This is a genomic window from Arthrobacter sp. 18067 (assembly GCF_902706295.1).
Taxonomy (GTDB): Bacteria; Actinomycetota; Actinomycetes; order Actinomycetales; family Micrococcaceae; genus Arthrobacter.
The window spans coordinates 43,809-68,145 of the sequence record NZ_CACSJJ010000025.1 but is presented as its reverse complement, the minus strand read 5'-3'; the positions used below and the strand labels follow the sequence as shown (position 1 = coordinate 68,145).

General features: G+C 63.7%; 21 protein-coding genes and 1 riboswitch. Of the genes, 8 read left to right on the top strand and 13 right to left on the bottom strand.

Translation table 11 applies throughout. The features are described 5' to 3' along the window. Positions 1-69: 69 nt before the first annotated feature. Positions 70-669: a GNAT family N-acetyltransferase gene (locus GVL04_RS21115; protein ID WP_159708176.1), complete on the bottom strand. Its 600-nt coding sequence runs from the start codon at positions 667-669 to the stop codon at positions 70-72. A 48-nt stretch (positions 670-717) separates the two neighbouring features. Next, positions 718-2,841 (bottom strand): penicillin acylase family protein, encoded by a 2,124-nt coding sequence (locus GVL04_RS21110; protein ID WP_159708174.1) that lies wholly within the window; start codon positions 2,839-2,841, stop codon positions 718-720. A gap of 101 nt (positions 2,842-2,942) precedes the next feature. Between GVL04_RS21110 and GVL04_RS21105 the strand changes: the two genes are divergently transcribed. Then, a complete protein-coding gene (locus GVL04_RS21105) occupies positions 2,943-3,680 on the top strand; it encodes a siderophore-interacting protein (protein ID WP_159708172.1) in 738 nt (245 codons plus the stop codon). A 9-nt stretch (positions 3,681-3,689) separates the two neighbouring features. Here the strand turns inward: GVL04_RS21105 and GVL04_RS21100 are convergent, their stop codons facing one another. Continuing rightward, a complete protein-coding gene (locus GVL04_RS21100) occupies positions 3,690-4,040 on the bottom strand; it encodes a hypothetical protein (RefSeq protein ID WP_159708170.1) in 351 nt (116 codons plus the stop codon). Positions 4,041-4,165: 125 nt separating this feature from the next. Next, positions 4,166-5,179 (bottom strand): WXG100 family type VII secretion target, encoded by a 1,014-nt coding sequence (locus tag GVL04_RS21095; protein ID WP_159708168.1) that lies wholly within the window; start codon positions 5,177-5,179, stop codon positions 4,166-4,168. Between the two features lie 211 nt (positions 5,180-5,390). Here GVL04_RS21095 and GVL04_RS21090 point away from each other — a divergent pair, with 211 nt between their 5' ends. Next, positions 5,391-6,914: a UDP-N-acetylglucosamine 1-carboxyvinyltransferase gene (locus tag GVL04_RS21090; RefSeq protein ID WP_159708166.1), complete on the top strand. Its 1,524-nt coding sequence runs from the start codon at positions 5,391-5,393 to the stop codon at positions 6,912-6,914. A gap of 62 nt (positions 6,915-6,976) precedes the next feature. Continuing rightward, entirely contained in the window at positions 6,977-8,173 is a 1,197-nt protein-coding gene (locus tag GVL04_RS21085; protein WP_159708164.1) for a glutamate--cysteine ligase, read from the top strand. Here the strand turns inward: GVL04_RS21085 and GVL04_RS21080 are convergent. From GVL04_RS21080 to GVL04_RS21060, 5 genes are all read right to left on the bottom strand, one after another. Continuing rightward, positions 8,160-8,780, bottom strand: a complete 621-nt coding sequence (locus tag GVL04_RS21080; RefSeq protein WP_159708162.1) for a hypothetical protein — start codon at positions 8,778-8,780, stop codon at positions 8,160-8,162. The genes GVL04_RS21085 and GVL04_RS21080 overlap by 14 nt on opposite strands. 10 nt (positions 8,781-8,790) lie before the next feature. Next, complete coding sequence (locus GVL04_RS21075) at positions 8,791-9,999, bottom strand: O-succinylhomoserine sulfhydrylase (RefSeq protein ID WP_159708160.1); 1,209 nt, start codon at positions 9,997-9,999, stop codon at positions 8,791-8,793. Then, a complete protein-coding gene (locus tag GVL04_RS21070) occupies positions 10,000-10,410 on the bottom strand; it encodes a rhodanese-like domain-containing protein (protein ID WP_159708158.1) in 411 nt (136 codons plus the stop codon). After that, positions 10,407-10,673, bottom strand: a complete 267-nt coding sequence (locus GVL04_RS21065; RefSeq protein ID WP_159708156.1) for a DUF1737 domain-containing protein — start codon at positions 10,671-10,673, stop codon at positions 10,407-10,409. Before GVL04_RS21065 ends, GVL04_RS21070 begins: the two co-directional genes overlap by 4 nt. A 13-nt stretch (positions 10,674-10,686) precedes the next feature. Continuing rightward, positions 10,687-10,798, bottom strand: a riboswitch (SAM riboswitch). An 86-nt stretch (positions 10,799-10,884) separates the two neighbouring features. Beyond that, entirely contained in the window at positions 10,885-12,588 is a 1,704-nt protein-coding gene (locus tag GVL04_RS21060; RefSeq protein ID WP_159708154.1) for a SulP family inorganic anion transporter, read from the bottom strand. A 152-nt stretch (positions 12,589-12,740) separates the two neighbouring features. Between GVL04_RS21060 and GVL04_RS21055 the strand changes: the two genes are divergently transcribed. From GVL04_RS21055 to GVL04_RS21040, 4 genes are all read left to right on the top strand, one after another. Further along, on the top strand, positions 12,741-14,069 hold the full coding sequence (locus tag GVL04_RS21055) for an NtaA/DmoA family FMN-dependent monooxygenase (protein WP_159708152.1): 1,329 nt from the start codon (positions 12,741-12,743) through the stop codon (positions 14,067-14,069). Next, positions 14,069-15,649 (top strand): aromatic amino acid ammonia-lyase, encoded by a 1,581-nt coding sequence (locus GVL04_RS21050; RefSeq protein WP_159708150.1) that lies wholly within the window; start codon positions 14,069-14,071, stop codon positions 15,647-15,649. Before GVL04_RS21055 ends, GVL04_RS21050 begins: the two co-directional genes overlap by 1 nt. Further along, entirely contained in the window at positions 15,643-16,707 is a 1,065-nt protein-coding gene (locus GVL04_RS21045; RefSeq protein WP_159708148.1) for a PLP-dependent cysteine synthase family protein, read from the top strand. Before GVL04_RS21050 ends, GVL04_RS21045 begins: the two co-directional genes overlap by 7 nt. 146 nt (positions 16,708-16,853) lie before the next feature. Then, the gene (locus GVL04_RS21040) at positions 16,854-17,336 is read left to right on the top strand and encodes a carboxymuconolactone decarboxylase family protein (protein WP_159708146.1); all 483 of its coding nucleotides are present in this window, start codon (positions 16,854-16,856) and stop codon (positions 17,334-17,336) included. 38 nt (positions 17,337-17,374) lie between these two features. Here GVL04_RS21040 and GVL04_RS21035 read toward each other — a convergent pair whose 3' ends face one another. Together GVL04_RS21035 and GVL04_RS21030 are read right to left on the bottom strand one after the other, a co-directional pair. Beyond that, the gene (locus tag GVL04_RS21035; protein ID WP_159708144.1) at positions 17,375-18,829 is read right to left on the bottom strand and encodes an amino acid permease; all 1,455 of its coding nucleotides are present in this window, start codon (positions 18,827-18,829) and stop codon (positions 17,375-17,377) included. Between the two features lie 253 nt (positions 18,830-19,082). After that, positions 19,083-20,024, bottom strand: coding sequence for an aminodeoxychorismate lyase (locus GVL04_RS21030; RefSeq protein ID WP_159708142.1), 942 nt, complete (start codon positions 20,022-20,024; stop codon positions 19,083-19,085). A gap of 87 nt (positions 20,025-20,111) precedes the next feature. On the opposite strand from GVL04_RS21030, the gene cls reads away from it, so the two are divergent. Beyond that, positions 20,112-21,584: a cardiolipin synthase gene (cls, locus tag GVL04_RS21025; protein WP_159708140.1), complete on the top strand. Its 1,473-nt coding sequence runs from the start codon at positions 20,112-20,114 to the stop codon at positions 21,582-21,584. Between the two features lie 13 nt (positions 21,585-21,597). Here cls and pabB read toward each other — a convergent pair whose 3' ends face one another. Together pabB and GVL04_RS21015 are read right to left on the bottom strand one after the other, a co-directional pair. Next, complete coding sequence (pabB, locus tag GVL04_RS21020; RefSeq protein WP_159708138.1) at positions 21,598-23,634, bottom strand: aminodeoxychorismate synthase component I; 2,037 nt, start codon at positions 23,632-23,634, stop codon at positions 21,598-21,600. Beyond that, positions 23,631-24,191 carry a low molecular weight protein-tyrosine-phosphatase gene (locus tag GVL04_RS21015; protein ID WP_159708215.1) on the bottom strand — a complete coding sequence of 187 codons (561 nt, stop codon included), beginning with the start codon at positions 24,189-24,191 and terminating at the stop codon, positions 23,631-23,633. Before GVL04_RS21015 ends, pabB begins: the two co-directional genes overlap by 4 nt. Positions 24,192-24,337 lie beyond the last annotated feature (146 nt).

Below are 24,337 nucleotides of genomic sequence, written 5' to 3'. Positions count from 1 at the left end.
TGGGCACCAAGCGTGCCGCCGGCCTGTTGGGGGCGCCGGCGGCACTTCGCGTTGGGGGTGAGGTGAGGCTCAGAGAGCCTTCTGCTCCTGGATCTCGTCAAAGCCTGCCCGGGTCAGGAACCCCAACTGGGCCTCCTTCTCGGCAAGCTGGATGATGGGCCCCAGTTCAAAGCAGGTGGCTTCCAGGCGGCGCAGGGCTTTGGCGTTGCGGGAGTCAGGCTCCACCACAATCCGGTCCTTGCCCGGCAGGGTGAACATGTACTGGATGAGGGCAGTGCCGAGCTTAGGCGTGAAGTGCGGAATGGGTCGCGTGGCCGGAGCGAGCAGCAAGTGCATGCCAATGTCGGCCTCACGGGCGGGATAGGCCTCGCCGACGGGATCGTGCAGGGGCTCGTACGTTTGGAAGAGGGCCAACGGCTCTCCGTCAAGGACGGCAAGGAACGCGTGGTGGGTCTCCAAGGAGTCAAGGAACTCGTAGATCCCCAGGACTTCCTCACGGGAGTTTTCCGTCATTCCCCAGAACTTGGCGCGGGGCTGGGTAACCCATTCGAAGATGAGGTCTATGTCCTCGCCGGGAACCAGCGGAACAAGTCGCAGTTCACCCCATCCTTGGAGGTCTTCTGAGTAGACGGTGGTACGGACGGAGTAGTCCTCGGTGGTGGTGGTCATGATTTCCTTCGGGGGGGTGATGCGGGCTGATGCGGGCAACGGGTTTAGCTAGGGAATGTCTTTGACCAGGGCCGACCAGTCAGTGACCACAGGGGCGAGTTGCCCGGCGGTCCATAGCGGGAGTTGGTCGGCAAAGTGCTGGTGGTCCGGCGTACCCAAGGCGCCGAAAGGGACAATCCATCGGCTGTTTCGCCGATCGGACAGGTCCCAAACGTAACGGGCCACGGGCCCACGGAAACTTCGGTCGTCTACTCCGGGGAGGCTTTCGGTGCAGAGGATGCACCCGGTGTCTCCGCTCAGATCGGATGTGGGTGCCGATGACCCGAGGGCACCCGGGAGGACGTGAACGGGCAGGAGCTTGTGCCGGTCGCCCCAGGTAGAGCCATTGAGCATGGCTTCCTCCAATGCAACGTCTTCGAGCCCGGCCGCAGCTTCCACACCAACGCTGATGCCGAGCTCGGAGCCGCGGCCCAGGAGGGTCTCCAGGGCAAAACCAACGCGGGATACCACGGACAACCATGGCCCGAACAAGGGGGAGTAACCCGTGGGCTCGTTCAGCGGAGCAAGCGCGGCGTGCCGTGCCAGACGCTGTACCAACGCGCCCCGCCACGCTGAGAAAACGGCAGCGCGGTGGCTTCCGGCGTCCATGCGGCCGTCCCATTCGAACAGCAATGAACGCAATTCCTTGGCCTCGCTGGACAAATCGTCAGCATCGATCCCCTCAAGCAGTGACCGGAACAATGGCCACGGACCCAGCAAAGTGTCCGTGTGGATAGCCTGCATGTCATCCACTGACAAGGTCCCGGCCGGAGCGGACTCCAGCAACTCGCGGATGCGCAGGGCACGGTGCGCCGGCGCGAACTCCATGGCTACGGCATCGCCGCCTCCTGCAGCGCGGTCGTTCGCGCTCACGGCAAACTGGTGGATTTCGGTGCGGGGCAGGATCACGTACTGGCCGTCCCACTCATGGCGCGCGGAGAACGCCGGAGCCGGGAGACGACGGTTTGCGGGATTCCGTTGCGGAACGAGTCCGGCAACGAAGTGCCGCACGGTCCCGGAATCGTCCGCGGCCACCACGCTGTTGACCGGCTCCACCCAGGCATCGAAAGCGACCTCAACCTCGGAGACGCTCCGGCTCCGCAGCAGTGGCAGGAGGGCCTCGAAACCCAGCCGCCCCTCAACCCGGGCCGGGAAACGCAGACTCAGGGCGTCGCCGTCGGGCGCTTCAGAGATCACTGAACCGCGGTCCGTCTCGATGACCTGGACGGTGACCGCCTCGCCGTCGCGGACGGTAATGGTTTCGGTACTGACGACGGCGGTTTCCCAGCCTTCCGCTCCACGCGCCTCAACGCGCTCGCCGTCCGCATCGGTGACCCGGCGCAGTTCTTCCTCGAAGAGGTCCTGGTAGTCGGCCATGGCGTTGGTGATTGCCCAGGCGGTGTGGCCGGTGTGCGCGAAGTGCGGGAGCCCGGGGACCCCGGGGAATGCGAAGCCGATCGCGTCGAACTCCGGGCAGGCCAGCCGAACTTGCTGGTACACGCCGGGGAGTTCCATGAGGCGGTGGGGGTCGCCTGCGATCAGCGGGAGGCCGCTGGCCGTCGTCGAACCGTGCGCGGCCCAGGCGTTGCTGCCGGACCAGACCGGAGCTTCGATGCTGAACAGGCTCACGGCCTCGTCGCCGAGTGTTCGCGCGACGTGCGCCCTGAAGAGCTTGTTGGGGAACGTGGAGAAGAGGATGTGATGCACCAGGAAGACGCCGAGCGGCGTCCACGGATTCCATGGCTCCGGAGTGCTGCCGGATTCGTTGAACTCGGGGCCGCCGCGGAGCCCGTCCGCCAGGGCCTGGTTGACGCCGGCCACGTACCGTCCGCACCAGCGTTGAGTGTCGTCGTCGAGGTTTTCAAAGCAGCGGCGCGCGGTGTCGTCCAGCCGGGCTTGCCGGGCAAACCGGTCCCAGACCACAACGTCCGGGCCGAGCACTTCCGCCGTGCGGCCCTCCGAACGCCACCGTTCCAGTTCGATCTGCCAGGAGCGGTCGGTGGCCGCATTCATGCCTTGGAGGTACGCGACTTCATCAGCGGAATCCGCCCACAGGTGCGGGATTCCCCATGAGTCACGGTAGGTTCCGGGGCCGCCTGCCGGGGCGGAATTGTGCGTCGGGGCAGGCGTCATAATCTCAGGCCGCTTTCGAGCTTAGGTTAGGCTTACTTAAGTTCAAGATAAATGGCTTTGGCCCCGTTCACAAATCGTGGCCTTTCGTGAAGGAGTGTTGCTTGAAGCGGAATTGGGAAGGCGTCGTCCTCAAAGTCATGGGCGCCAAGGACTTCACCTTGGAAGTCACGGGGAAGGAAGAGATCACTCCGGACTTCCTGCGTGTGCACGTGCGCGACGGTGGACTCCTGGAGCGCAGCGGCCTGCATCCCACCATGTGGATCCGGCTGTGGTTCAACGATTCCGGCAAGGCCCATCAGCGCGCTTACACCTTGGTCAACGCTTCCCCTGCGACGGGCACGTTCAGCATGGACTTCGCAATGCACAACGGCGTTGCGGCGGATTGGGCCCGCTCCGTCAGCGCCGGCGACACCATCGATGCAACGGTCCAAGGCAGTTCCTTCACATTCCCGCAGCCGGCTCCGCGTCGGATCTGGGTGGTGGGCGATCCCGCGTCCATCCCGGCCATCAACTCCTTGTTGGACGAGCGGCAGCTCACCGCTGCGGGCGCGGCTCCGGTGACCGCCTGGCTTGAATACCAGCACGATGCCGACCCCTCCCTTGACGTGCGGACGTCAGATTCCGACGTCGTCAGCTGGATTCCGCGCAAACGCGATGGTGCCGCTTTGGTAGAGGAAGTCTGCGGTGCTCTCACTGCCGAGACTGTTTCCGTGGATGAAGACTTCTTCTGGATCGCCTGTGAAGCGTCCAGTACCCGGGCAATCGTGAAGCACCTGCGGAAGGTGCTGGGCGTGGACAAGCATCGGATTGATGCCTTGGGGTACTGGCGCGTCCAGTAACTTCGGGCGCTACTCCTGCCAGGTGAGGAAGCCCTTTTTCCCCTCCGGCGGGGTGAGGACCACGTCCCGGCCGTACTTCTTTTGTGCGTCAGCGCCGAAGAAGGCATCCGGGACGATGCGGATTGCCTTGGCCACCTTCCCGTCCTTCAGGAAGACGAACAACGCGGGCGACGCCGTGTAGCGGTTCTCCTTGGTCAGCGGCTCGCCGAAGGCTGCTTCGATGTCCGTGGCCGGCGTTCCCTCCGTTACGAAACCTGCCTGGTCCCACTCGAAGTCCGTGGCGTCAGCCAGTTTCAAGGCCGTGCCGTTCCTCGCAGACTCAAGCACCTGGCTGTTGAGCTTCTCGTTCGATTCGGGCATGACGGATCCTCCTAGTGAACAGGCGGCCAGGGCGCAGGCCAGAATGAAAGCGAACAGGCCGGCGACGGCGACGCGGCCCGCGGAAGTCCGCGTCCGGCGTCGTTCATGGACGTGAGCCCGGACCCTCACGAGGTTGTCCTCGACTCGTCGTTGAACTCAGGGTCCTCGCCAGGGGCGGGTTCGGCATTGTTGGCGTCGCCAGTCTGGTCCATGGGGACTTCATTGGACGGATGGGGCAGCAGGTCCTGTCCCACCACCACAGTGTCGCCCTTGTTCACGGCTTCCTCGATCAAGTCCGCAAGCTCCTCAGCGCTGGCATCCGGGTTGGCTATGGCCACATTGCGGCCCACCTCATTGTTGTACAGATCCATGGCCTCACGGGGCGCGGGGTTGCCGGGGAGCTGCTCGTGCGCCGTGGCGTAGTCCTCCGCCCAGTCCGCGCCGAACTCCTTGACCATGAGCGCGTTCCAATACGCGTGACGGAAGGCATCGTTCTGGTCATCGTTGCGGTCGGCGCTGGGGAAGCGGTCGTCGGCAGTGCTGAAGGCGTCATCGTGAATGCCTTTGAAGGCGTTCATCTCGAAAGGACCCAGGCCGTTGAGGAGCTCCGCTTCCTTCTCGGTGACCTCCCTTTGGTCAACCACGAAGCGCAGGGGATCCCAGTCCCCGGGCCAATTGGTGGTCTCGGCGTCGCTGACCTGGTATTTGTCCAGGATTTCCTGCGGTGTTGGCTGGCCGGGGTTCGGATTGGCTGCGGTCTTGGTGGTGGCGTCGTTCCCGGATGTGCCCGAATCGCCTGAGCCGCCATCGGAACTGCCGGCGCTCCCTGAACCACTGCCTGAGCTCCCGCCCGCACCTTCCGTCGAAGTGGAGGACTGCTCGCCGGCATTGGTGAGCGCGGACTTTGACGCCTCTTCGAGGCCGCGCGTGGTTCTTTCTAGCAGTGGTCGCAGGCGGCCTCGCCAGTCTGCGGCAAACCGTTGGGCGTCCTGGCCCTGCCAGTTGCCGCCCTGGCCGGATGCGCTTTGGCTGATCAAGGAGTCGAGTTCCCGGGCCCGGCTGGTCAGAAGTGACGCGCCGTTGGCCAGGGCCTTGGAGAGTGATTTGAGTTGATCGACGTCGGCGCCGTAGAAAGGCATGTTTCCCCCTGAGCTTTCAAGTCCATGCTTGGTCATCGCTCGGGGAACCGCAATGGGGACCTCTGCCCTTGGAGTAACTAAGGGAAAGCGTTCGCCAGCAGGTGCAGCCGCCGTCGGGCTCCTTATCTCACAGTGCGGGTACGATGTGACTTTTGCCGCTCAAACGGCGTTTTGTTCAGGAGTTCTAGCTCACCTGTGATATTTCTTGGATATGACGCAACCTACCGCTGAACACGTAGGCCTTCTGCTCCGCAACGCCCGTGGCGAAAAAGGGTGGACGCAGGGGCAGTTGGCTACCGAGCTGGGAACCAGCCAGAGCGCAATCGCCCGGATGGAGCAAGGCAAACAGAATCTGAGCCTCCGGATGATCGAACGGCTCGAAGCCATTGTCGGGCGTTCAATCGTCAAAGTGGGCAAGCCGCAGATGACCCACCTCCGCGTGGAGGGTGGCCGAACCCTTTCCGGCGAAGTGGACGTCAACAGCAGCAAGAATGCCGGCGTCGCGCTTCTGTGCGCGAGCCTGATAAACCGTGGCACCACCACGCTGCGCCGCTTGGCACGCATCGAGGAAGTCAACAGGATCGTCGAGGTGCTGACGTCCATCGGCATGGAATGTACATGGCTCAACGGCAGCGATCTCCGCATCCGCCGGCCCGAGGTCCTGGACCTTGGATCCATGGACGTGGATGCCGCCCGACGCACCCGCAGCGTCATCATGCTGCTCGGTCCGTTGCTGGACGAGACCAGCGAATACCTGCTGCCTTACGCCGGTGGCTGCGACCTCGGCACGCGGACCGTAGAGCCCCACATGCAGGCGCTTCGCCAGTTCGGACTCGAGGTTGAAGCGAAGTCCGGTTTCTACTCTGTTTCTGCACCTCCAGCTGACGCTCATGACCGTTCCTTCGTCCTGACCGAGCGCGGTGACACCGTTACCGAGAACGCCATCATGGCCGCCGCGCACCGCGAAGGCACTACGGTGATCCGCAACGCCAGCCCCAACTACATGGTCCAGGACCTCTGCTTCTACCTGCAGGGGCTTGGAGTGGCGATTGAAGGCGTCGGAACCACGACGCTGAAGATCACCGGCCGCTCCACCATTGACGTCGATATTGAGTACTTCCCGTCCGAGGACCCCATCGAGGCCATGAGCCTGATTACCGCCGGCATTGTCACCAACTCCGAGGTCACCATCCGCCGGGTTCCCATCGAATTCATGGAAATCGAGCTCGCTACTTTGGAGCAGATGGGCCAGAACCTCGAGATCTCAGGCGAGTACATGGCCCGCAACGGCCGGACCCGCCTGGTGGACGTCACAACCAAGCCCTCGGAGCTCCGCGCGCCGCAGGACAAGATCCACCCCATGCCGTTCCCGGGCCTGAACATCGACAACCTGCCGTTCTTCGCCGTGATTGCGGGCAACGCCGAGGGCCAGACTATGATCCACGACTGGGTCTACGAAAACCGGGCCATCTACTTGACGGAGCTCAACAAGCTGGGCGCCCAGGTGCAGTTGCTGGATCCGCACCGGATTTACGTCAACGGACCCACCAAGTGGCGTGCCGCGGAAATCGGCTGCCCACCGGCCCTGCGCCCTGCCGCCTGCTTGCTCTTGGCGATGTTGGCAGCCAGGGGAACCTCGGAGCTCCGCAACATCTACGTGATCGAGCGCGGCTACGAGGACCTGGCCGAGCGGCTGAACACCATCGGCGCGAAGATCGAGTACTTCCAGGACTAAGCTCCACGCGATGGCCTCATGTCGGCCCTGTCCTCCACCGTGCTCCGGGCGCAGAATGGAGCATGCGGACTTTCGGGGTTGAGGAAGAGCTGCTCATCGTCGATCCTGTGACGGGCGAGCCCTTGGCCCTCGCGGATGCGCTGCTGGCAGGCCACGATGAGCCCACAACCGCAACGGGCCTCAGCCACGAACTCAAGCTGGAACAAATTGAAACCCAGACCCGTCCCTGCCACAGCTACACCGAGCTCCTGCAGCAGATCCACCGAGGCAGGGCCATGGCCAACGAGGCCGCCCGCCAACACGGAGCCCGGGTTGCCGCGATCGCCACGTCTCCACTGGCCTCGAACACGCATACCACTCCGGATCCCCGCTATTCCGCAATGCTGGATCGCTTTGGGATCATCGCCACGGAGCAATTGACGTGCGGATTCCACGTGCATACATCAGTGGAGTCGCCCGAGGAAGGTGTGGTGGTGCTTGACCACATCCGCGACAAACTCGCTGTGCTCACGGCCCTCACCGCCAACTCGCCCTACTGGCGCGGACTTCCCACGGGTTTCGACAGCTACCGCACGCAGGCATGGAACCGATGGCCCACCTCCGGACCGTCGGCCGTTTTTGGTTCGCTCACCGCCTATCGACGCATCGTGAAACGACTGCTGGAAACAGGCGTAATCCTGGATGAGGGCATGATCTACTTTGACGCCCGCATCTCCATGAACCACCCCACCGTGGAGGTCCGCGTGGCCGATGTCTGCCTGCGCGCCGAGGACGCGGCACTGATTGCAGTGCTGGTCCGGGCCTTGGTGGAGACGGCTTCTTTGGAAATGCTCGACGGCGTTGAGCCCACTGCGGTGCCCACGGCACTACTGCGGATGGCGAGCTGGCAAGCCAGTAATTCAGGGCTGCGCGGAGATCTTCTTGATTTTGGTGATTTCCGTCCTCAGCCGGCGGCGGAGGTCGTGTGGGCACTGGTGGATTATGTGAGCCCGGTCCTGGATGACCAACATGAATTGGAGCTGGTCAAAGCGGGGATCTCGGACTTGCTGGAACGGGGCAACGGGGCCCACGAGCAACGCGAAGCCGCCGTGCGTTACAACAAAAGGCAGCGGGACCGGCAACTCCAGCCGGGAAGTCCGCCCAGCAACCAAGCCTTGGCCGCCGTCGTCGGGCATGCTGCGAAGCTGACGGTGCGGGGCTGCGCCTCGGACGCGCATAAGGAGCCCGCACCAATGCTGACCCGGGTCAGGCGGCCCTAGACTCGTCGGCCTCGGGTTCTTCCCACGTCATCAGGTAGGCGCCGGCCAGTCCCTCTACCAAGTAGAAGCAGAATGGCGGGATGTCCTTCTTTGCGACCAGGATGGCGCCATAGATAGGTGCGCTGGCCGCGGCCGTGATCCCGATCCATCGGCTGGCTGGCATGGAAAGAAGGCTTCCGCCGAGCGCTGCCAACGCCACAACATGCAGCGCGGAGTACGTGAGGAACGTCGTGTTGGATCCCCGGCGGTAGGCGAAACCTTCGATGTCAGCGGCCCGCCGGGCGAGGCTGGAAACAAAGAACGGGGCCCCGGCGAGTAAGGCGGCGGCAGCTGCAGTAGCCCATTTCTTCGCCTTTCCGCGCGAGGCGTCCCGGTGCGGAACGGCACGGGCGAACGCGGCGAATCCCACCGGGACTGCGATTGTTCCGATGGCCGTGATGTGCTGACCAAGGATCCAGCCGCGCTGTCCGGCTGTCAGCATGCGCAGGCGCTCGGCGTCGTCCGGGGTGATGTAGACACGGGAGACCGGCGAGATTCCAACGAACCACACCACCGTGCCGGCAACGATGACCGCTCCGGCACGGCGATAGGGATGGTTCCCGCTCATGGCAGCAAGGCTAGACCTGTTTGAGCGCCTTCTCCAGATCCAGGATGAGGTCGTCCACGTCTTCAAGTCCCACGGACAAACGGACGACGCCGTCACTGAGCCCGATCGCTGCCCGACCCTCCGGACCCATGGCCCGGTGGGTGGTGGTGGCGGGGTGGGTGATGAGGGACTTGGAGTCGCCCAGGTTGTTGGAGATGTCGATAACGCGGAGGCCGTCGAGCAGCGCGAACGCGGACTCCTTGGCAGAACGTCCCGCGGAAGGGAGCAGCTCGAACGTCAGCACCGTGCCGCCGGCCTTCATCTGCTTCGCGGCCAATTCGTACTGCGGGTGTGACTTCAACAGTGGGTACTTGACCCAGCTGATGGCGGGTTGCTGCTCAAGCCACTCCGCGATCTTCAAAGCGGACGCCGAGCTGTGGTTTACGCGCAGCCCGATGGTCTCCAGGCCCTTGGTGAGGACCCAGGCGTTGAAGGCGGACAGTGAGGGGCCGGTGTGCCGCATGAGCTGCTTGACCGGGCCATCGATGAATTCCTTGGTGCCCAGGATTGCGCCGCCCAGGACACGTCCCTGGCCGTCGATGTGCTTGGTGCCGGAGTAGACGATCACGTCCGCGCCCAGCTCACCGCAGCGCTGCAGCAGGGGAGTGGCAAAGACATTGTCGACGACGACCGTCGCCCCTGCGGCATGCGCAAGTTCGCTGACCGCGGCGATGTCGACGATCTCCTGCATGGGGTTGGACGGCGACTCGAAGAAGACCGCGGTGGTCGGCTCCGAGAGAGCCTCACGCCACTGGTCCAGATCCGGCCCGTCTACAAATACTGTCTCCACGCCCCAGCGGGGGAGGATCTCATTGAGGATCACGAAACATGAGCCGAAGAGCGAGCGGGCAGCAACAACGCGGTCACCGGCAGCCAACAGCGCGCCCAGGGCGGTGAAGACTGCCGACATGCCGGACGCGGTCGCGAAGCATGCCTCGGTTCCTTCGAGCAGGCGCAAGCGCTCCTGGAAAGTGGCCACGGAAGGGTTGCCATAGCGGGAGTAGACGAAACGTTCGTCCTCGCCTGTGAAGGCGCGTTCGGCAGCTGCGGCGGACTCGTAAACGAAGCCGGAGTTCAGGAAAACAGGCTCGGACGTTTCCTGGAAATTGGTGCGGTCAAGGCCACCGCGGACGGCCTGGGTGTCAGGGCTCCAGCCGGCGGCGTCAGGATTGAAAGTCACTTACTCGGTCCCCAAATTCGTCGGCAGGCCACGGTTCTTCCAACCATTGACCGTGCGCTCCCCGTAGCGGTCCGGTTCGCCTTCGAAGCCCTCAAGGACGTTGTAGGCAGTGAAACCGGCCTGCGTTGCGGCGATGGCGGCGGAGATGGAGCGCTGGCCCGAGCGGCAAATGAAGACGAGCTCCACGGCGTCGTCCTCGGGTGCCTGCTGCTGGAGGTCCTCGATGAAACGGGAATTGGGGATGCCACCAGCGAGGTTCCACTGGATGAACAGGGGATCATTCTCGGTGGCTTTGGTGTCGGGGATGCCGATGTGGGCCCACTCGCCCTCGGTGCGTACATCCACCAGGATGGCGCCTTCTTCAAGCTTGGCCCACGCGTCCTGAGGGGTCAGGTCACCTGCGTAGCTCATGCGTGGCCCTCGAATGCTTCTTCGTCGTCGTAGTTCTCCAGCTGGTCAACAGCGTTGGCGACGGCGGCATCCGCAGTGGCAATCGCGGCCGGCAGGACGACGGCCTGCGCGACGATGACGTCGGTGCCATTGAACGTGGCGGCCGGGCTGCCGTGGAGTACGTAGCCTTCTGCCAGCGAGTTGTGGATACGCTCGCAGAAATCACGGGTATCCGGGCCTGTAATCAGGCGGTAGGAGAGTTTTTCTTCAGTGGGTTCAGGCATTGCTGGTGCTCCTCAGTCACGCTTGCAGTTCGAGTTGTCGATACGCCGAGTAGTCACCTGAGGCACCCCGCCGGAGAGAGGGTTGCCGACCAGCAAGTCAGGGCTTTGCGCTGGTACTCATTACTCAAGAAAAACGTAACATCCGCGGGCGTCGGGCTGCACTTGCAAGTGCCTGCACCCTCGTCATGTTGCGTAATCGGAGGTGCTGGAGCTATTCGCGCCTGAGCGCACGCACCGCGGCCCCGACAGTGGGGAAAAAGTGGTCGGGTGTGAAACGGGCTGCTGTGCCCAGGCGGATCAATTTGTCCTTCACCGGTCCTTTGAGCTCGGCGAACACCAAGTCCACCCCTTTGCTGGCGAGCCATTCATCCAACGTGACCAGATCGTCCAAGGCTGTGGTGTCGATCCCGGTGATGGGCTCGGCGGCAAGGATGACGTGGGTTATGGGGTCTGCTGCCTCTTCCGGGGCCTCATGCAGCTGCTCGCGGACAAACGCGGCCAGGACCTGCCCGTTCCCGAAGAACAGGGACGCATCGAAGCGGAGAATCAGGAGGCCGGGAATGCGTTCGCCGCCAGGGTGTCTCTCAAGGTCGTGATACCCGGGCAGGCCCTCCTCGGCACCGAGTTCTGTTCGGTACGGATCCCAGGCGCGGCGCACGAAGTCCAAAAGCGCCAACGCTATGGCCACCACGATTCCCTGGAGAACGCCCACGGTCAGGACTCCCAGGAACGCCGTCAGCATCACTACGGACTCGCTGCGGCTGAGGCCGAAGAGCCGCCGTACACCCGCCGGATCCGCGAGGGTGATCGCCGCGGCAATGACGACGGCGGCCAAGGTTGCCGAGGGCAGGTACCCGGTCACTCCCGGTGCCAGCAGCATGAACGCCAGCACCAGCAGCGAGCCAACTACTCCGGTCATCTGGGATTTGGCGCCTGCATCCACAGCCACCGGCGTCCGTGAAGTGCTGCCCGAGATCGGGAATCCACCCAGTAAGCCGGTGGCAGCGTTGGCCGCCCCGAGCGCTGCCATCTCCCGGTTGCCGGACACCCGCTTGCCTTCCTTCGCAGCCAGGGTTTGGGACAGGACTCCCGTATCCGCAAAGGCCATGAGGGCAATGCCGGCGGCGGCGGGCAACAACGTCACTGCGTCAGCCCAGCCGATACCGCCCAGCGCGGGCATCGGCAGGCCTTGGGGCAAGACTCCGGTGACCTTGACGTCGTCGTTGAGGCCCCAGACCGCCGTCGCAACGCAGGAGCCAACCACCGCCAGCAGGACGCCCGGAACCTTCCATTTCAGGAGCCTCGGGATCCAGATCAACGCCAGCGAGGCCACGCCCAGCAGCAGCGCGGTGATGTTGACCTCGCCACCCAGCACCCCCGTGCTGACCTTCGCGAGCTTTTGCCAGATGTCGCCGTCGGCCTCAATCCCCAGAAACGCCGGCAGCTGCGAGAGCGCTACCAACAGGGCGATCCCGTTGAGGTATCCAAGCCGGATCGGCTTGGACAGCAGGCCCGTGATTGCCCCGAGTTTCAAGGCTGAGCCCGCGAGCATGAAGGCACCCACCAAGACGGCCAAAAGTCCTGCCAACGCCACCGACTTCGCGCTGCTGCCCGCTGCGAGGGGCACAATCGCCGCTGCGATCAGCGGGGCCAGGGCCGAGTCGGGTCCCAGGACCAGGATGCGGGAAGGTCCAACGACGGCGTAAACCAGCAGCGGTACAACGGTCGCGTAAAGTCCGGTGACGGGTGGAAGCCCGGCTGCCTGCGCGTAGGCCATCCCGGCGGGCACCAGCAGGGCGAACAGCGCCGCACCAGCGATGATGTCATGCCGCAACCATTCGCGCTTGTAGCCCTTGAGGGCCCAGACGCTGGACAGCCTGTCCTTGGCGGAAGTGCGGGCGGTTGATGCACTCATACTGTGATCATTCCCGACGCCTCCTGTCTGCGGAACAAGGCGACCACCGTATGTGGAAACCGGGCGGGTCCGGGGCACGTCCAATTGTGACGTCCCGGGAGCATAATTGACCCAGTACGACCCCCTGTAACTTCGCATGAAATCAGGTCGCGGTGAACGGACAGAGCAGTTCTACACTCAAGCCCATGCTGCACTTTGGATGGTTTGTGGGCCATGGATTCGGTGTCCAAGGCTGGGGGACGCCCGGCTACGGCCTGGGCTACGACTGGAAGAAACCGGCCCTGTACCAGGAGGCCGTCCGGGCGTTTGAACGATCCGGCCTGGACCTCTTCATCATCGAGGACTCGCTCACGGTTCCTGATACGTATGGCGGTTCGGCCGAGGTGTCCTTGGCCCACGCGTCCTTCGCGCCCAAACATGATCCGCTGGCATTGGTCCCGTACCTTCTCGCCGCCACCGAGCACCTGGGCATCGTGCCGACGGTCAGCGCTTCGTTCTACCCGCCCTTCACAGCCGCCCGTCTCCTCGCCACGTTGCAGCATTTTTCCGAGGGGCAGCTGGGTTGGAACGTGGTCACCTCGGGGAGTGACCTCGCCGCGCAGAACTACGGGCTGGACCAGCAGATCGAGCACGATCTTCGCTATGAAAAAGCGGAGGAATTCGTCGACGTCGTCAGGCGGCTTTGGCGGAGCTGGGAACCTGGCGCTGTTCTTGAGGATGCGGACGCCGGGGTGTTCGCGGACCACAGCAAAGTGCACCCCATCAACCATCAGGGCGACTTCTTCAAAGTCCGTGGTCCGCTGAACACGGCGCCGCTGCCGGAGGAGCCGGTGCTGGTCCAAGCGGGTGCGTCTCCCCGGGGGAAGGCGTTCGCGGGCGGACACGCGGATGTGGCGATTGCCCTAGCCCGTGGCGTTGACGGGATGAAGTCCTACCGTGACTCGATCCGTGCCGAGGCTGCCAAAGCCGGCAGGAACCCCGACGACGTCAAGGTGCTTTTCGTCCTGAAGCCCACCGTGGTTGGTTCTGTTGCCGAGGCCGAGGAATTGCGGGCCCAACGTCGTGAGCTTACCCAGCGCGACATCGACAGCCAGCTCAACTCCATCTCCTACCTGTCCGTGATCGACTTCAAACAATTCGATCTCGACGCACCCCTTCCGGAACTGAGCACCAACAGCAATCAAGGGACACTGGAACACTTCGCCAAGGCGGCGCCTCCCGGGTCCACGCTGCGCCAGATCCTGCAGGCGCGCAGTGGCGGTGCGGGTGACTCGATCATCGGCACGGTTGGCGAAATTGCCGACTACCTCGAGTCGACAGGATCTGAGGTGGGTGGCGACGGCTTCCTCTTCTCGGGCTTCGTTGATCCGGTGACGGTGCATGGCGTGCTGGACAAGCTCACTCCCGAACTTCGGCGTCGTGGCCTGTTGAGGAAGAGCTACGGCAACGGTGGTTTCCGGCAGAATCTCCTGGACTTCTAATGGCGACCGCTGAGCCGCGTACCCTCTTTTTGGGAACGGCGCCGGTGTCTGCCCGGAGTGTGGCCATGGCTGCTGCGGACCCGACGTTTCACGTGAAACTCAACCAAGATGCGTTGTCTTTGATCGGCCGATCCCGGGATGTGCTTGAACGCGCCGCGGCCTCCGGGCAACGCGTGTACGGGCTCAACACCTTGCTCGGCTCCGGCCGCGACACCGCTGTGGAGGAGGAGTCCCTCCTGGCGTACCAAATCCAAGTAGTCAGGTACCACAACAGTGGTGTGGGCTCGTATCTGGAGCGTTCTGCTGCCCGGGCCGTGATACTTGCCAGGCTTATAGGCTTCAGCCGCGGCGGCTCCGGTGTCCGTCCGGAAACAGCTGGTTTCTACGTCGAGATGATCAACCGCGGCGTCCTTCCCGCCATCCCACGCGAAGGGTCCGTGGGCTCGTCCGACCTGACCCAGCTCGCCGCCGTCGCTGCCGTTGCGATAGGTGAGGGCGAAGCCTTCGATGCCGGTGGAACCCTGGTGCCGGGGGCCAAAGCGCTCGCCGACGCCGGCCTCCAACCATTGGTTCTTGCGCCGGGCGAGGCGCTCGCGCTGGTTAGCGCCAACGCGTATTCCGTGGGGGTAGGAACCCTCGCCTTGGTGCGGTTGCAGCGCGTAGCCGAGCTGGCCGACGTCGCGCTTTCCCTCTCGCTGGAGACCATCGCAAGGTACGACGGCGGCGGGAACCTCAGCCCGTTTTCGCCGGCGATCCAGACGGCCAAGGCGGTGGACGGGCAGCGGGACTCGGCTGCTGCTGTGCGTCACCTGTTGAGGGGTGGATGGCTGGAGGACGTTCGTCCCGAGGTTTCGGTGCAGGACGCACTGTCATTCCGGGCTGCGCCGCAAACGCACGGGGCATTCCGGTCCTTGGTGACACAGCTCGGTGTTGCGTTGGAAGTGGAGCTGAACGGCCGCGGCGACAATCCCTTGGTGGACGTCGAATCCGGTCACATGGTGTCCGGCGGGAACTTTCAACCGATGCAGCTGGCTCTTGCGTTTGAAGGCCTGCGGTTGGCCTTGGCGCATGTGGGAATTTCCAGTGAACGGCGCATCGCCAAGTTGTATCCGCCCCAACGGGCCATCCGGGCAAGGCATCTGGAGGCTGCGTCCTCTGAAGCGGGTGCGCCGGGTCTTGCCCATGAGGAACTGCCCGGGCTGCTGTGGTACTCCGCAGCCGGACTGTTGGCCGAACTCAAGTTCCTGGCCGCCCCGGCAACCCTCGGCGCGGCAACCCTGTCCGCCGACGTCGAGGACCATTCAACCCTCGCCCCGCTCGCCTTGCAGCAACTCGAAAAATCGTTGGAGGCGGCGGAAAAGCTCTTGGCGATAGAGGCCCTGACGGCGTCCTATTTGCTGCTTGAAGCGGGAGCCGCGCAGCCGCTCGGAAAGGGGACGGGCGTCGTCGCGGGGCGACTCGCTGACGTGCTGGCGGACAGGCCGTCGGCACCGGACCTTGTGGAGCGGGCGCGGACGGAACTTCGCGACGTCATTGACCAGGTTTTCCCGGGAACAGAGGAAGGGGCGGGATCGTGGTGAGTACGGCGATTCGCAAACACGGGGTGCATGCGGCTTCCGCTGTTCCGGACGGGCTGGATGCTTCGGTTCTGGACAAGGTGGGAAACACCCCGCTGGTGAAGTTGGAGGCGCTGAGCCGCGGACTGGGCAGCGCCATCCACGTCAAGCTCGAGTCCGAAAACCCCGGCGGCTCCATCAAGGACCGGACCGCGCTGAGCATGGTGCGGGCGGCTGAGAGCTCGGGGGAGTTGAAACCCGGGGCCACAATCGTGGAGAGCACGTCCGGCAATACCGGGATCGGGCTTGCACTGATCGGGCACCTGACCGGGCATCCGGTGGTGGTGGTCACGGGCGACACCATTTCCCAGGAGAAGCTCGCTGCACTGCACAACTATGGTGCCCGCGTGATCCTGACCGACTGGAATGCGCCGTCAGAGTCGCCTGAGAACGCGCGGGCGGTGGCAGCCCGGATTACGGCCGAGACTCCCGGAGCGTGGCGGCCCATGCAGTTCGACAACCCCGCCAATCCTCTTGCGCACTACGAAACCACTGGGCCGGAGATCTGGGAGCAGACGGGCGGCTTGGTGACGCATTTTGTTGCGGGAATCGGGACCGGTGGGACCATCAGCGGAAATGGCCGGTACTTGAAGGAACGTGTGGCGGCTCTGCGGCCTGGCGGACATCTGGAAGTCGTTGGCGCTGATCCCTACGGCTCTGCGTACAGTGGCGGGCACCCAGGTGAGATCCTGGTGGACGGCGTGGGCAACTCCTGGCCGGAACCCGAGTGGCCCAAGGCCTTCGACCGCTCCATCGTGGACCGGTTTCTCCGGATCCCCAACGACGAGGTCTACACCACCGTCCACCGGCTCCTCGATGAGGAGGGGCTCGCGTTGGGTCCGTCCTCCGGACTCGCGGTGGCTGCCGCTCTGCGGGTGGCGCGCGCTGCACCGCACGGCTCAGTGGTGGTGGCCATAGCCCCCGACGCCGGTACGAACTACCTGAGCAAGGCCTTCAACCCGGTGTGGCTGGCGGAGCACGGCATCAGGCTCGCCGCCGACACCCCGGCCGCCCGCGAGTAGGACGCTCTCTCACCTCCCGTCGGGTTTCGGCCGACGCTCTCTCACTCCCTGTCGGGTTTTGGCCGATGCTCTCTCACCTCCCGTCGGGTTTTGGCCAACGCTCTCTCACTTGAGAGTGCTCGGCCCCTTTGCGTTAGGCTCCAAATATGCCCGAACAGGAAACACAGCCGCGCCTTGCCGGCTACTTGGACAAGCAGCAGCCGGATCTCTATGCCACCCTGAGCCGCTATTCAGAACAACTCGTTGAAGAGGCCGACCGGCTCGGAATTTCGCGCCGGACCCTTGAACTCATCAACTATCGCTGCTCGCAGATCAACGGCTGCGCATTCTGCCTGGACCTTCACCATCGCCGGGCCCTGAAGTACGGCGAGACCGAACAGCGGCTGTCCCTGGTGGCTGTTTACCGGGAAGTACAGCTCTTCGAGCCCGCCGAAGTAGTCGCCATGGAAATCGCGGAGCAGATCACCCGGATGAGCTCCTCGCGGCCAAGCCCCGAGATCTTCGAACAGGCACGGCAGCACTACAGCGACGAGCAGATCAGTGTCCTTTGCATGGCTGCCATCGGGATCAATGCCTTTAATCGGCTGTCCATTTTGAGCGAGCATCCAGTCCGCGCCGCCAAGAAGTAGGCCGACCCGGACTGAAACAAGGTCAGGAAACCGCAGCCCTAAGCGTCTACTGCCTTCTTGAGCGACCGCCGTCGGCCGTATTTGAAGTAGAAGACGGCGTAGCAGGCGCCCACAAAGGGAACGCCGAACAAGAGTGCCGCAACTTGGTTGGGGTCGAAGGCGATACCGATCAGCGACACCACGCACAGTGCGAACGCGAGGATCGGCACCAGTGGGAACAACGGCGCCTTGTAGGGGAGTGTGCTGAGGTCGCCACCGTTCTTCACGAAGGTCCGGCGGTAGATGAAGTGTGAAGCGACGATGGACATCCACACGCCAACGGTCGCGAAACCGGCCACCGAGACCAACACCAAGTAGACCGTTGCCGGGGCAACCACGCTGCTGATCAGGGACGCCAGGCCACCGAGCATGCTCACGCAAAGGGCCACCATCGGGATGCCGCGCTTGGTCAACTTACGGAAGGCCTTGGGCGCGTGTCCTTCGTCGGCCAGCGAGAAGAGCATACGGGCGCAGGAGAAAAGCCCGCAGTTGCCCGCGGAGAGCAGAGCCGTGATGATCACGAAGTTCATGATGTCCGCGGCGTACGGGATACCCAGCATGGAGAAGACGGTGACGAACGGGCTTTCGTCCACGCTGACTTGCTCGTAGGGAATGGTGGCTGCGATAACGACGATCGCGCCAACAAAGAAGATCATGAGCCGGATGACCGTGGTCCGCATGGCTTTGGGGATGTTCGCGCCGGGGTTGGCCGTTTCGCCCGCTGCGACACCGATCAGTTCGGACCCGGAGAACGCATAGAACACTGCCAGGCAGGTGACAAAGACTCCGGTGAAGCCGTTCGGGAACAACCCGTCCGGCGTGGTGAAGTTCTCGCCAAAGGAGGGGTATTCGCCTACGGCGAGGGGGTGGAAGCCGGCCAACGCGGCGCCACCCAGGATGATCAGGCCGACGACGGCGGCGACCTTGATGAGCGCGAACCAGAACTCCGATTCGCCAAAGACGCGTGATGAAATGGCGTTCAGCGTGAAAAGGACGGTGGCGAACACGAAGCACCAGATCCAGACGTCGACGCCGGGGAACCAGCGCTGCATGAGCAGGCCCGCGGCGGTGAATTCAGACCCCAAAGCGACGGCCCAGCAGAGCCAGTAGAGCCAGGCGGTGGCGAATCCAGTGGCAGGACCGATCGTCCGGGCGGCATAGATGTGGAAGGCGCCTGAGACGGGGAACGCAACAGCGAGCTCCCCGAGGCAGGCCATCACCAGATAGACCACCACGGCGCCGATAAGGAATGCCAGCACGGCACCCAGAGGACCGGCTGTGGCGATGGTGTATCCGGAACTGACGAACAGGCCCGAGCCGATGACGCCGCCCATGGCGATCATGACCAGGTGCCGGGCCCCCATGGACCGGCGCAGTCCTGTGTGTGAGGCATCAGTCTGGGACTGAGCCTCGGTTGCCGATGCTTCGGCTTTTGTGGGGGAGCTGAGTCCCATATTCCCTCCGGGAAGTTAGCCAGCAAAGTCTGAAGTAGTACTAGCCGGACGTGATCCAACTAACACGAGAACAAGATTCATCACATGACTAATGACCATTTCAAGGAGGATAAGGAACGCGATCGGACGCGCAAATTGCCCGCGGCTCAGGCTAAGAGTTCCTAATCATTGAGTCATGCGAGCGATTACTCTACTTGTTACCTGCTAGGTTCCATGCGGGGCTCCGTCGGCGGATGCCAGCGGAGCAGTGTGCCTATTCGATGCCCGCGAAGAGCTCATTGAGTTCGGCGGTGAGCTGCTTCCGCACCGCGGGAGTGCCGATTTCCTTGCCGTTGATGTGGTTCACGGGTGCGATCAGGCGGATGCTCGAGATGAGCCACACAGCATCAGCATCGAAGAGGTCCTGCGGTACCAGAGGTCCGTAGCCAAGCTCCCAGCCCGCAGCCTTCGCGGCGGCAAAGAGCGCACCTTGCGAGGTGCCAGGGAGAATGCCGCTGTCATGTTGCGGCGTGATCAGGCGGCGAATAGTCCTGACGGAACCCTCGCCGTCGTCGACCGTTTCAAGATGCGCCAGCAGCACTGTGGACGTCGGGCCTTCAAGGACGCGCCCATCAGTGGATGTGAAGATCGCGTCGTCGGCGCCCTGTTTGTGCGCGTAGCGCAGCGCCGCCATATTGACCGCGTAGGAGAGTGTCTTGGCGCCAAGGAGCAGCCATGGCGCGCGCTCGCCGGCTTCGGTATCGAAGCCACGGTCCAAAAGTACGACGTCGATGCCCGTCTCGCGCTGCCGGCGACTGCCCGCGGGCGAGGGCGAAGCCTGTACCCAACATGTGGGACTGGCGGCACCTTCAACGCCGCGGGTAACGATCAACTTGACGACAACCTCGTCCTCTTCCGGCGTGGGCGCGGGGTGGATGTCGCGGAATTCGTTGATGGCGGTCTCGATCGCCTTGCGCCACACGTCCTGCTCGGGGACCGCCAAGTCCAAGGCTGCCGCAGAACTGCCCAGCCGGTTCAGGTGCGCCTGGACTTTGCGGGGCCGGCCTTGGACGGCAAGGAGCGACTCGAAGACGCCGTCTCCGCGGGTGGCACCCAAGTCCGTTGCCATGAGCTGGGGCTGGCTGGAATCGGCGATGCGTCCGTTTTCGAAGGCCGGGTCCAGGAAAACAAGGACCGTCGGGGCAGGTGAAGTCATGCTCCCAGCTTAGTGCTGACCCAGTGAAGGGGACTTTGCCGGATAGGCTGTGGTCACTGTCGTTCATGAACTGTGGGGGTTTGTCGGGTGCTCTTTCCTTTTCCGTTTGGCCAGGAGTGGACCTGGTTGCTTGGCGTGTGGGCCATTGCGGAAGTCATCATGCGCATCGTGTTGCTGGGCATCATTCCCGGCAACCGCCGTCCCACCACCGCCATGGCCTGGCTCCTGGCTGTGTTCCTCATCCCATCTGTCGGGTTCGTCCTGTTCCTGCTCTTTGGCAATTTCAAGCTGTCCCGGCGCAGGCGTGAGCAGCAGGAGGAAGTCAACCGCCGCGTGCGGGCCGTCACCTCCGATCTGGCTGATCCCGTGAGCGTCTACTCCGGGCCGGAATGGGTGAAGTCGGCGGGGGAGCTGAACCATCGGCTCGGATCGTTGCCCATGGTTGACGGCAACAAAGTTGAGTTGATACCGGGCTACGAAGAGTCCATCAAGGCCATGGCCCAGGCAGTTAAGGGCGCCAAGAGCTACGTCAATGCCGAGTTCTACATCATGAGCAGCGATTCCGTGACGGACGAACTGCTCACCGAGCTGGAGAACGCGGCTGACCGCGGTGTCACCGTCAGGCTGCTCTTCGACCACATCGGAACTTTGCGCGTCAAAGGTTACCGGCGCCTGATCCGGCGGCTCAAGGCAGGAAAGATCCAGTGGAAGCGGATGCTGCCGCTGCTGCCCATCCACGGTCAATGGCGGCGGCCCGATCTCAGGAACCACCGCAAGATCATGGTGATCGACGGCGAAGTTGCGTTCACCGGCTCGCAGAATCTGATCGAGCCCTCCTACAACAACCCCAAGCACCACAAGGTGGGCCGCAAATGGGTGGAGCTCATGTCCCGGCTCGAGGGCCCGATCGTGGCCACGCTCAACGTCGTGTTCGCAACGGACTGGCTCAGCGAAACGGACGAGTCCCTTGAGGACCAGCTGCGACTGCCAACCCAGCCGGCTCCCGGCCGTGTCACCGCCCAGGTAGTGCCCAGCGGCCCAGGGTTCGCCACCGAAAACAACCTGCGCTTGTTCAACACCCTGATCTACTCGGCGCAGCACCGCATCTCCATTTGCAGCCCCTACTTCGTCCCGGACGACTCCCTGCTCTACGCCATCACCACCGCGGCGCAGCGTGGAGTGGACGTGGAACTCTTCGTCTCCGAAAAGGGCGACCAGTTCCTGGTCCACCATGCCCAACGCTCCTACTACGAAGCCCTGCTTGATGCCGGTGTCCGTATCTACCTGTACCGGGCGCCGTACGTCCTCCACGCCAAGCACTTCACCATCGACGATGAAGTGGCAGTTCTCGGTTCCAGCAACATGGACATGCGCTCCTTCTCCCTGAACATGGAGGTCTCGGTGATGCTCCTCGGCGCCGAAACCGTGGACCTCATGCGGGCCGTGGAATCCACGTATCGCGAGGTGTCCCGTGAGCTTATGTTGGATGACTGGATGCACAGACCACCGTTGGCCAAGTATGTGGATAACGTGGCCAGATTGACGGCGACGCTCCAGTAGTCTGACCGGGGACTTAGCCCGGGAAGTCGGCGCCCAACGTTGACAGAACACCGAACGCCTTGGTGCGGATCTCGTCGTATTCGTCATCCGCCACGGAATCCGCGGTGATGGCCCCGCCCACCCCGAGGGACAGCGTTCGCCCGCCGTCGCCGTCGGGGTTCACCACCAAAGTGCGGATGACAACGGCGAGGTCCGTGGCAGCGTTCAGTGAGAAGTACCCAATGGCACCCGAGTAGATGCCCCGCGGCCCCGCCTCCAGCTGGTCCAGGATGTCCATGGTGCTGATCTTCGGCGCACCCGTCATGGAGCCGGCCGGAAAGGCTGCGGCCAGGGCTTCGGCGCGTGGTGCGCCCGGCTTCAGGTGCGCGTCGATGGTGCTGACCATTTGATGGACAGTGGCGTAGCTTTCAATGGCGCACAGGCGGCTGACCGTCACGGAACCTGGTATTGCGAAATGGCTCAGGTCGTTGCGCAGCAGGTCCACGATCATGATGTTCTCGGCGCGGTCCTTCGGCGAAGCCTCCAACTCGTGCCGCAGGGCGGCGTCTTCAGCCGCGTCCGGGGAACGGCGTCGGGTGCCCTTGATTGGCTCGGCGCGCATGCCGCCATCGGACAGGATGCGAAGGAAACGTTCGGGCGACGTGCTCGCGACCACCAGTTCGCCGAACCGAAGGTAACTTGCGAACGGTGCCGGGTTCCGGCGTCGAAGATTCAGGTAACTGCTCCACGGATCCAGGTCCCCGGCTGGGGCTTCAAGGGTGGTGGTCAGGCAGACCTCGTAGGAATTGCCTTCGCTGATTTCGTGCTGGGAGTCTGCGATCTTGCGTTTGTAGTCCGTGGCGGAGTCGCGGCTGACAAACTCGAGTCCAGAGGGAGCGGTTCCATTGGCGGTGGCCGTGGCAGTGGGGACCGCAGTGGCCCCGACGGCGGTGCGGGCCTCGCGCAACCACTCATCGGCGTCGGGCGCTTCCAAGGCGAGCAGCCAGGCAGTCTGTTCCCGATGGTCCAGCACCACGGCGCGGCCGGCGAAAAGCAGGGCTGCGTCCGGGGTGTCGGAGGTGACGTCGTTGCCGCCGGTTTCCCGTTTGAGTTCGTAGCCCAGGTATCCCAGCCAGCCCAGCGTGAACTGGCCGTCGTATCCGCGGGGTGCGCGGACGGCGCGGCGACCCCATACGGAGTCGAGCCAGCGGAAAAACGGTCCGGAGGTGGTGACGGTGGCGGATCCGGCGGTCACTTCGGTGGCCCCGGCGCGGTGAAGGACCGACTGACCGTAGGTGCCGCCGTCGTCCGCCAGGATGCTGAAGCGGCTGCGGGCAGCAGCCTGGGACCTGCCGGCCACCGCCGAGGCGTTTGACGAGTCCAGCCATACTGCGTTCGTGGAGCGGCCATAAAGCGACTGGAAAAGCTGCGCAGCATCGGGCATCACGTCCAGGCGCTCGGAGCGCAGCTGCAGTCCGCGGCGGCCACTGAGTTCCGGCGAGAGGATCGCCGCGAGCGGCGCCAGGTACATGAGGGCCTGCAGTACGTTATCCGGTGCGCTTCCGTCGGCAAGGTTTTGCACGCGGATATCGGCGGCGTCCGCCACGGAATCCGATTCAAGCCATTCATCCTCCTGGGCGGCCCAGCCGTCCCAGTACGGTTCGTAGGTGCTTCCGTCCCGCGCCAACGCACGACGACGGCGATCGCCACCGGGGGATTCGACCCACACCACGGCGTCCAGCATGGAACGGGCAGCGGCTGCCGCAGCTCCAACGCCTTCAACAATCACGATCTCGGCGGGCAGCGTGACGTTCAGCCCGCCGTCGTAATGCCGTTCCCAGTCCCAGCTGGTCCACTCGGCGGCTTGGCCCGTACTCAGCGGCGTCAGGACTGTGGCGACGTAACGTTCTATGCCCGTGCGGAGGCCGTTCCAGCCGGGGTAGATGTCCTCCAGATGGAAAAGTGAAACCTTGTGGTGCTGCCTTAGCCGGGCCGCCAGTTCAACGGCAAGTGTGGTTTTTCCTGCGCCGGACCTGCCGTCAACAGCGATGATCACGGGTGCAGGGGTCATGACATAGAGGTTACCTGCTGGGGCTCGTGGGCTTGGGCGTCATCAGCAGCAGCGATCGCTGTCTTGACATACTGCACGATTCCGGGGATGGACGCCTTGACGAGTGTCCAGGTGTTGTCGAAGTCAGTGTGGCCGCCATACCAAGGGTCCTCGATGCCCAGGTCCAGGGAGCTGCGCCCTGCCATGTGGGGATCGAAGCTGCGCAGCATCCGGACTTTCCCCAGTGATTCCGGATCGGGTGCACCTTCCTGAAGCCAGCCGAAATGGTCTACGTCGAGCGCAAGAATCAGGTGGCGCTCACTGAACCATTCCCGGCGCCATTTTCGGGCTACGTGGTCCTCGGAAGCGATGTGCTGGGCTGTGAGGACCCGGGCTGCGCGGGGATCGATGGGATGCCCGACCTCGTACCCGGTGGTGCCCGCAGAGTCCACGATGACAAGTTCGCCAAGCCCTTCCGCTTCGAAGGCTTCGGTGAGCATGAGCGCTGCCATGGGCGAGCGGCAGATGTTTCCAGTGCAGACCGTGATGATGCGGTATGGGCTCGTCGTTGAGTACATGCAGCAAGCATGATTCATGGCACCCCTTCTTGGCTAGGGGGCCACTCCACAGGAAAGTCATTTTCTGTGTCGAATCTGTCACATAGTGGTGGAGGACAGTAGTAAACGCTTTCTACTTTAGGAGAAGATATGGATCAAAGTCTTCT

Excerpts from the sequence above, each read along its gene's own strand:
- GVL04_RS21115 (WP_159708176.1), bottom strand. The coding sequence starts at position 669 with ATGACCACCACCACCGAGGACTACTCCGTCCGTACCACCGTCTACTCA.
- GVL04_RS21110 (WP_159708174.1), bottom strand. The coding sequence starts at position 2,841 with ATGACGCCTGCCCCGACGCACAATTCCGCCCCGGCAGGCGGCCCCGGA.
- GVL04_RS21100 (WP_159708170.1), bottom strand. The coding sequence starts at position 4,040 with ATGCCCGAATCGAACGAGAAGCTCAACAGCCAGGTGCTTGAGTCTGCG.
- GVL04_RS21095 (WP_159708168.1), bottom strand. The coding sequence starts at position 5,179 with ATGCCTTTCTACGGCGCCGACGTCGATCAACTCAAATCACTCTCCAAG.
- GVL04_RS21090 (WP_159708166.1), top strand. The coding sequence starts at position 5,391 with ATGACGCAACCTACCGCTGAACACGTAGGCCTTCTGCTCCGCAACGCC.
- GVL04_RS21085 (WP_159708164.1), top strand. The coding sequence starts at position 6,977 with ATGCGGACTTTCGGGGTTGAGGAAGAGCTGCTCATCGTCGATCCTGTG.
- GVL04_RS21080 (WP_159708162.1), bottom strand. The coding sequence starts at position 8,780 with ATGAGCGGGAACCATCCCTATCGCCGTGCCGGAGCGGTCATCGTTGCC.
- GVL04_RS21070 (WP_159708158.1), bottom strand. The coding sequence starts at position 10,410 with ATGAGCTACGCAGGTGACCTGACCCCTCAGGACGCGTGGGCCAAGCTT.
- GVL04_RS21065 (WP_159708156.1), bottom strand. The coding sequence starts at position 10,673 with ATGCCTGAACCCACTGAAGAAAAACTCTCCTACCGCCTGATTACAGGC.
- GVL04_RS21060 (WP_159708154.1), bottom strand. The coding sequence starts at position 12,588 with ATGAGTGCATCAACCGCCCGCACTTCCGCCAAGGACAGGCTGTCCAGC.
- GVL04_RS21050 (WP_159708150.1), top strand. The coding sequence starts at position 14,069 with ATGGCGACCGCTGAGCCGCGTACCCTCTTTTTGGGAACGGCGCCGGTG.
- GVL04_RS21040 (WP_159708146.1), top strand. The coding sequence starts at position 16,854 with ATGCCCGAACAGGAAACACAGCCGCGCCTTGCCGGCTACTTGGACAAG.
- GVL04_RS21035 (WP_159708144.1), bottom strand. The coding sequence starts at position 18,829 with ATGGGACTCAGCTCCCCCACAAAAGCCGAAGCATCGGCAACCGAGGCT.
- GVL04_RS21030 (WP_159708142.1), bottom strand. The coding sequence starts at position 20,024 with ATGACTTCACCTGCCCCGACGGTCCTTGTTTTCCTGGACCCGGCCTTC.
- pabB (WP_159708138.1), bottom strand. The coding sequence starts at position 23,634 with ATGACCCCTGCACCCGTGATCATCGCTGTTGACGGCAGGTCCGGCGCA.
- GVL04_RS21015 (WP_159708215.1), bottom strand. The coding sequence starts at position 24,191 with ATGTACTCAACGACGAGCCCATACCGCATCATCACGGTCTGCACTGGA.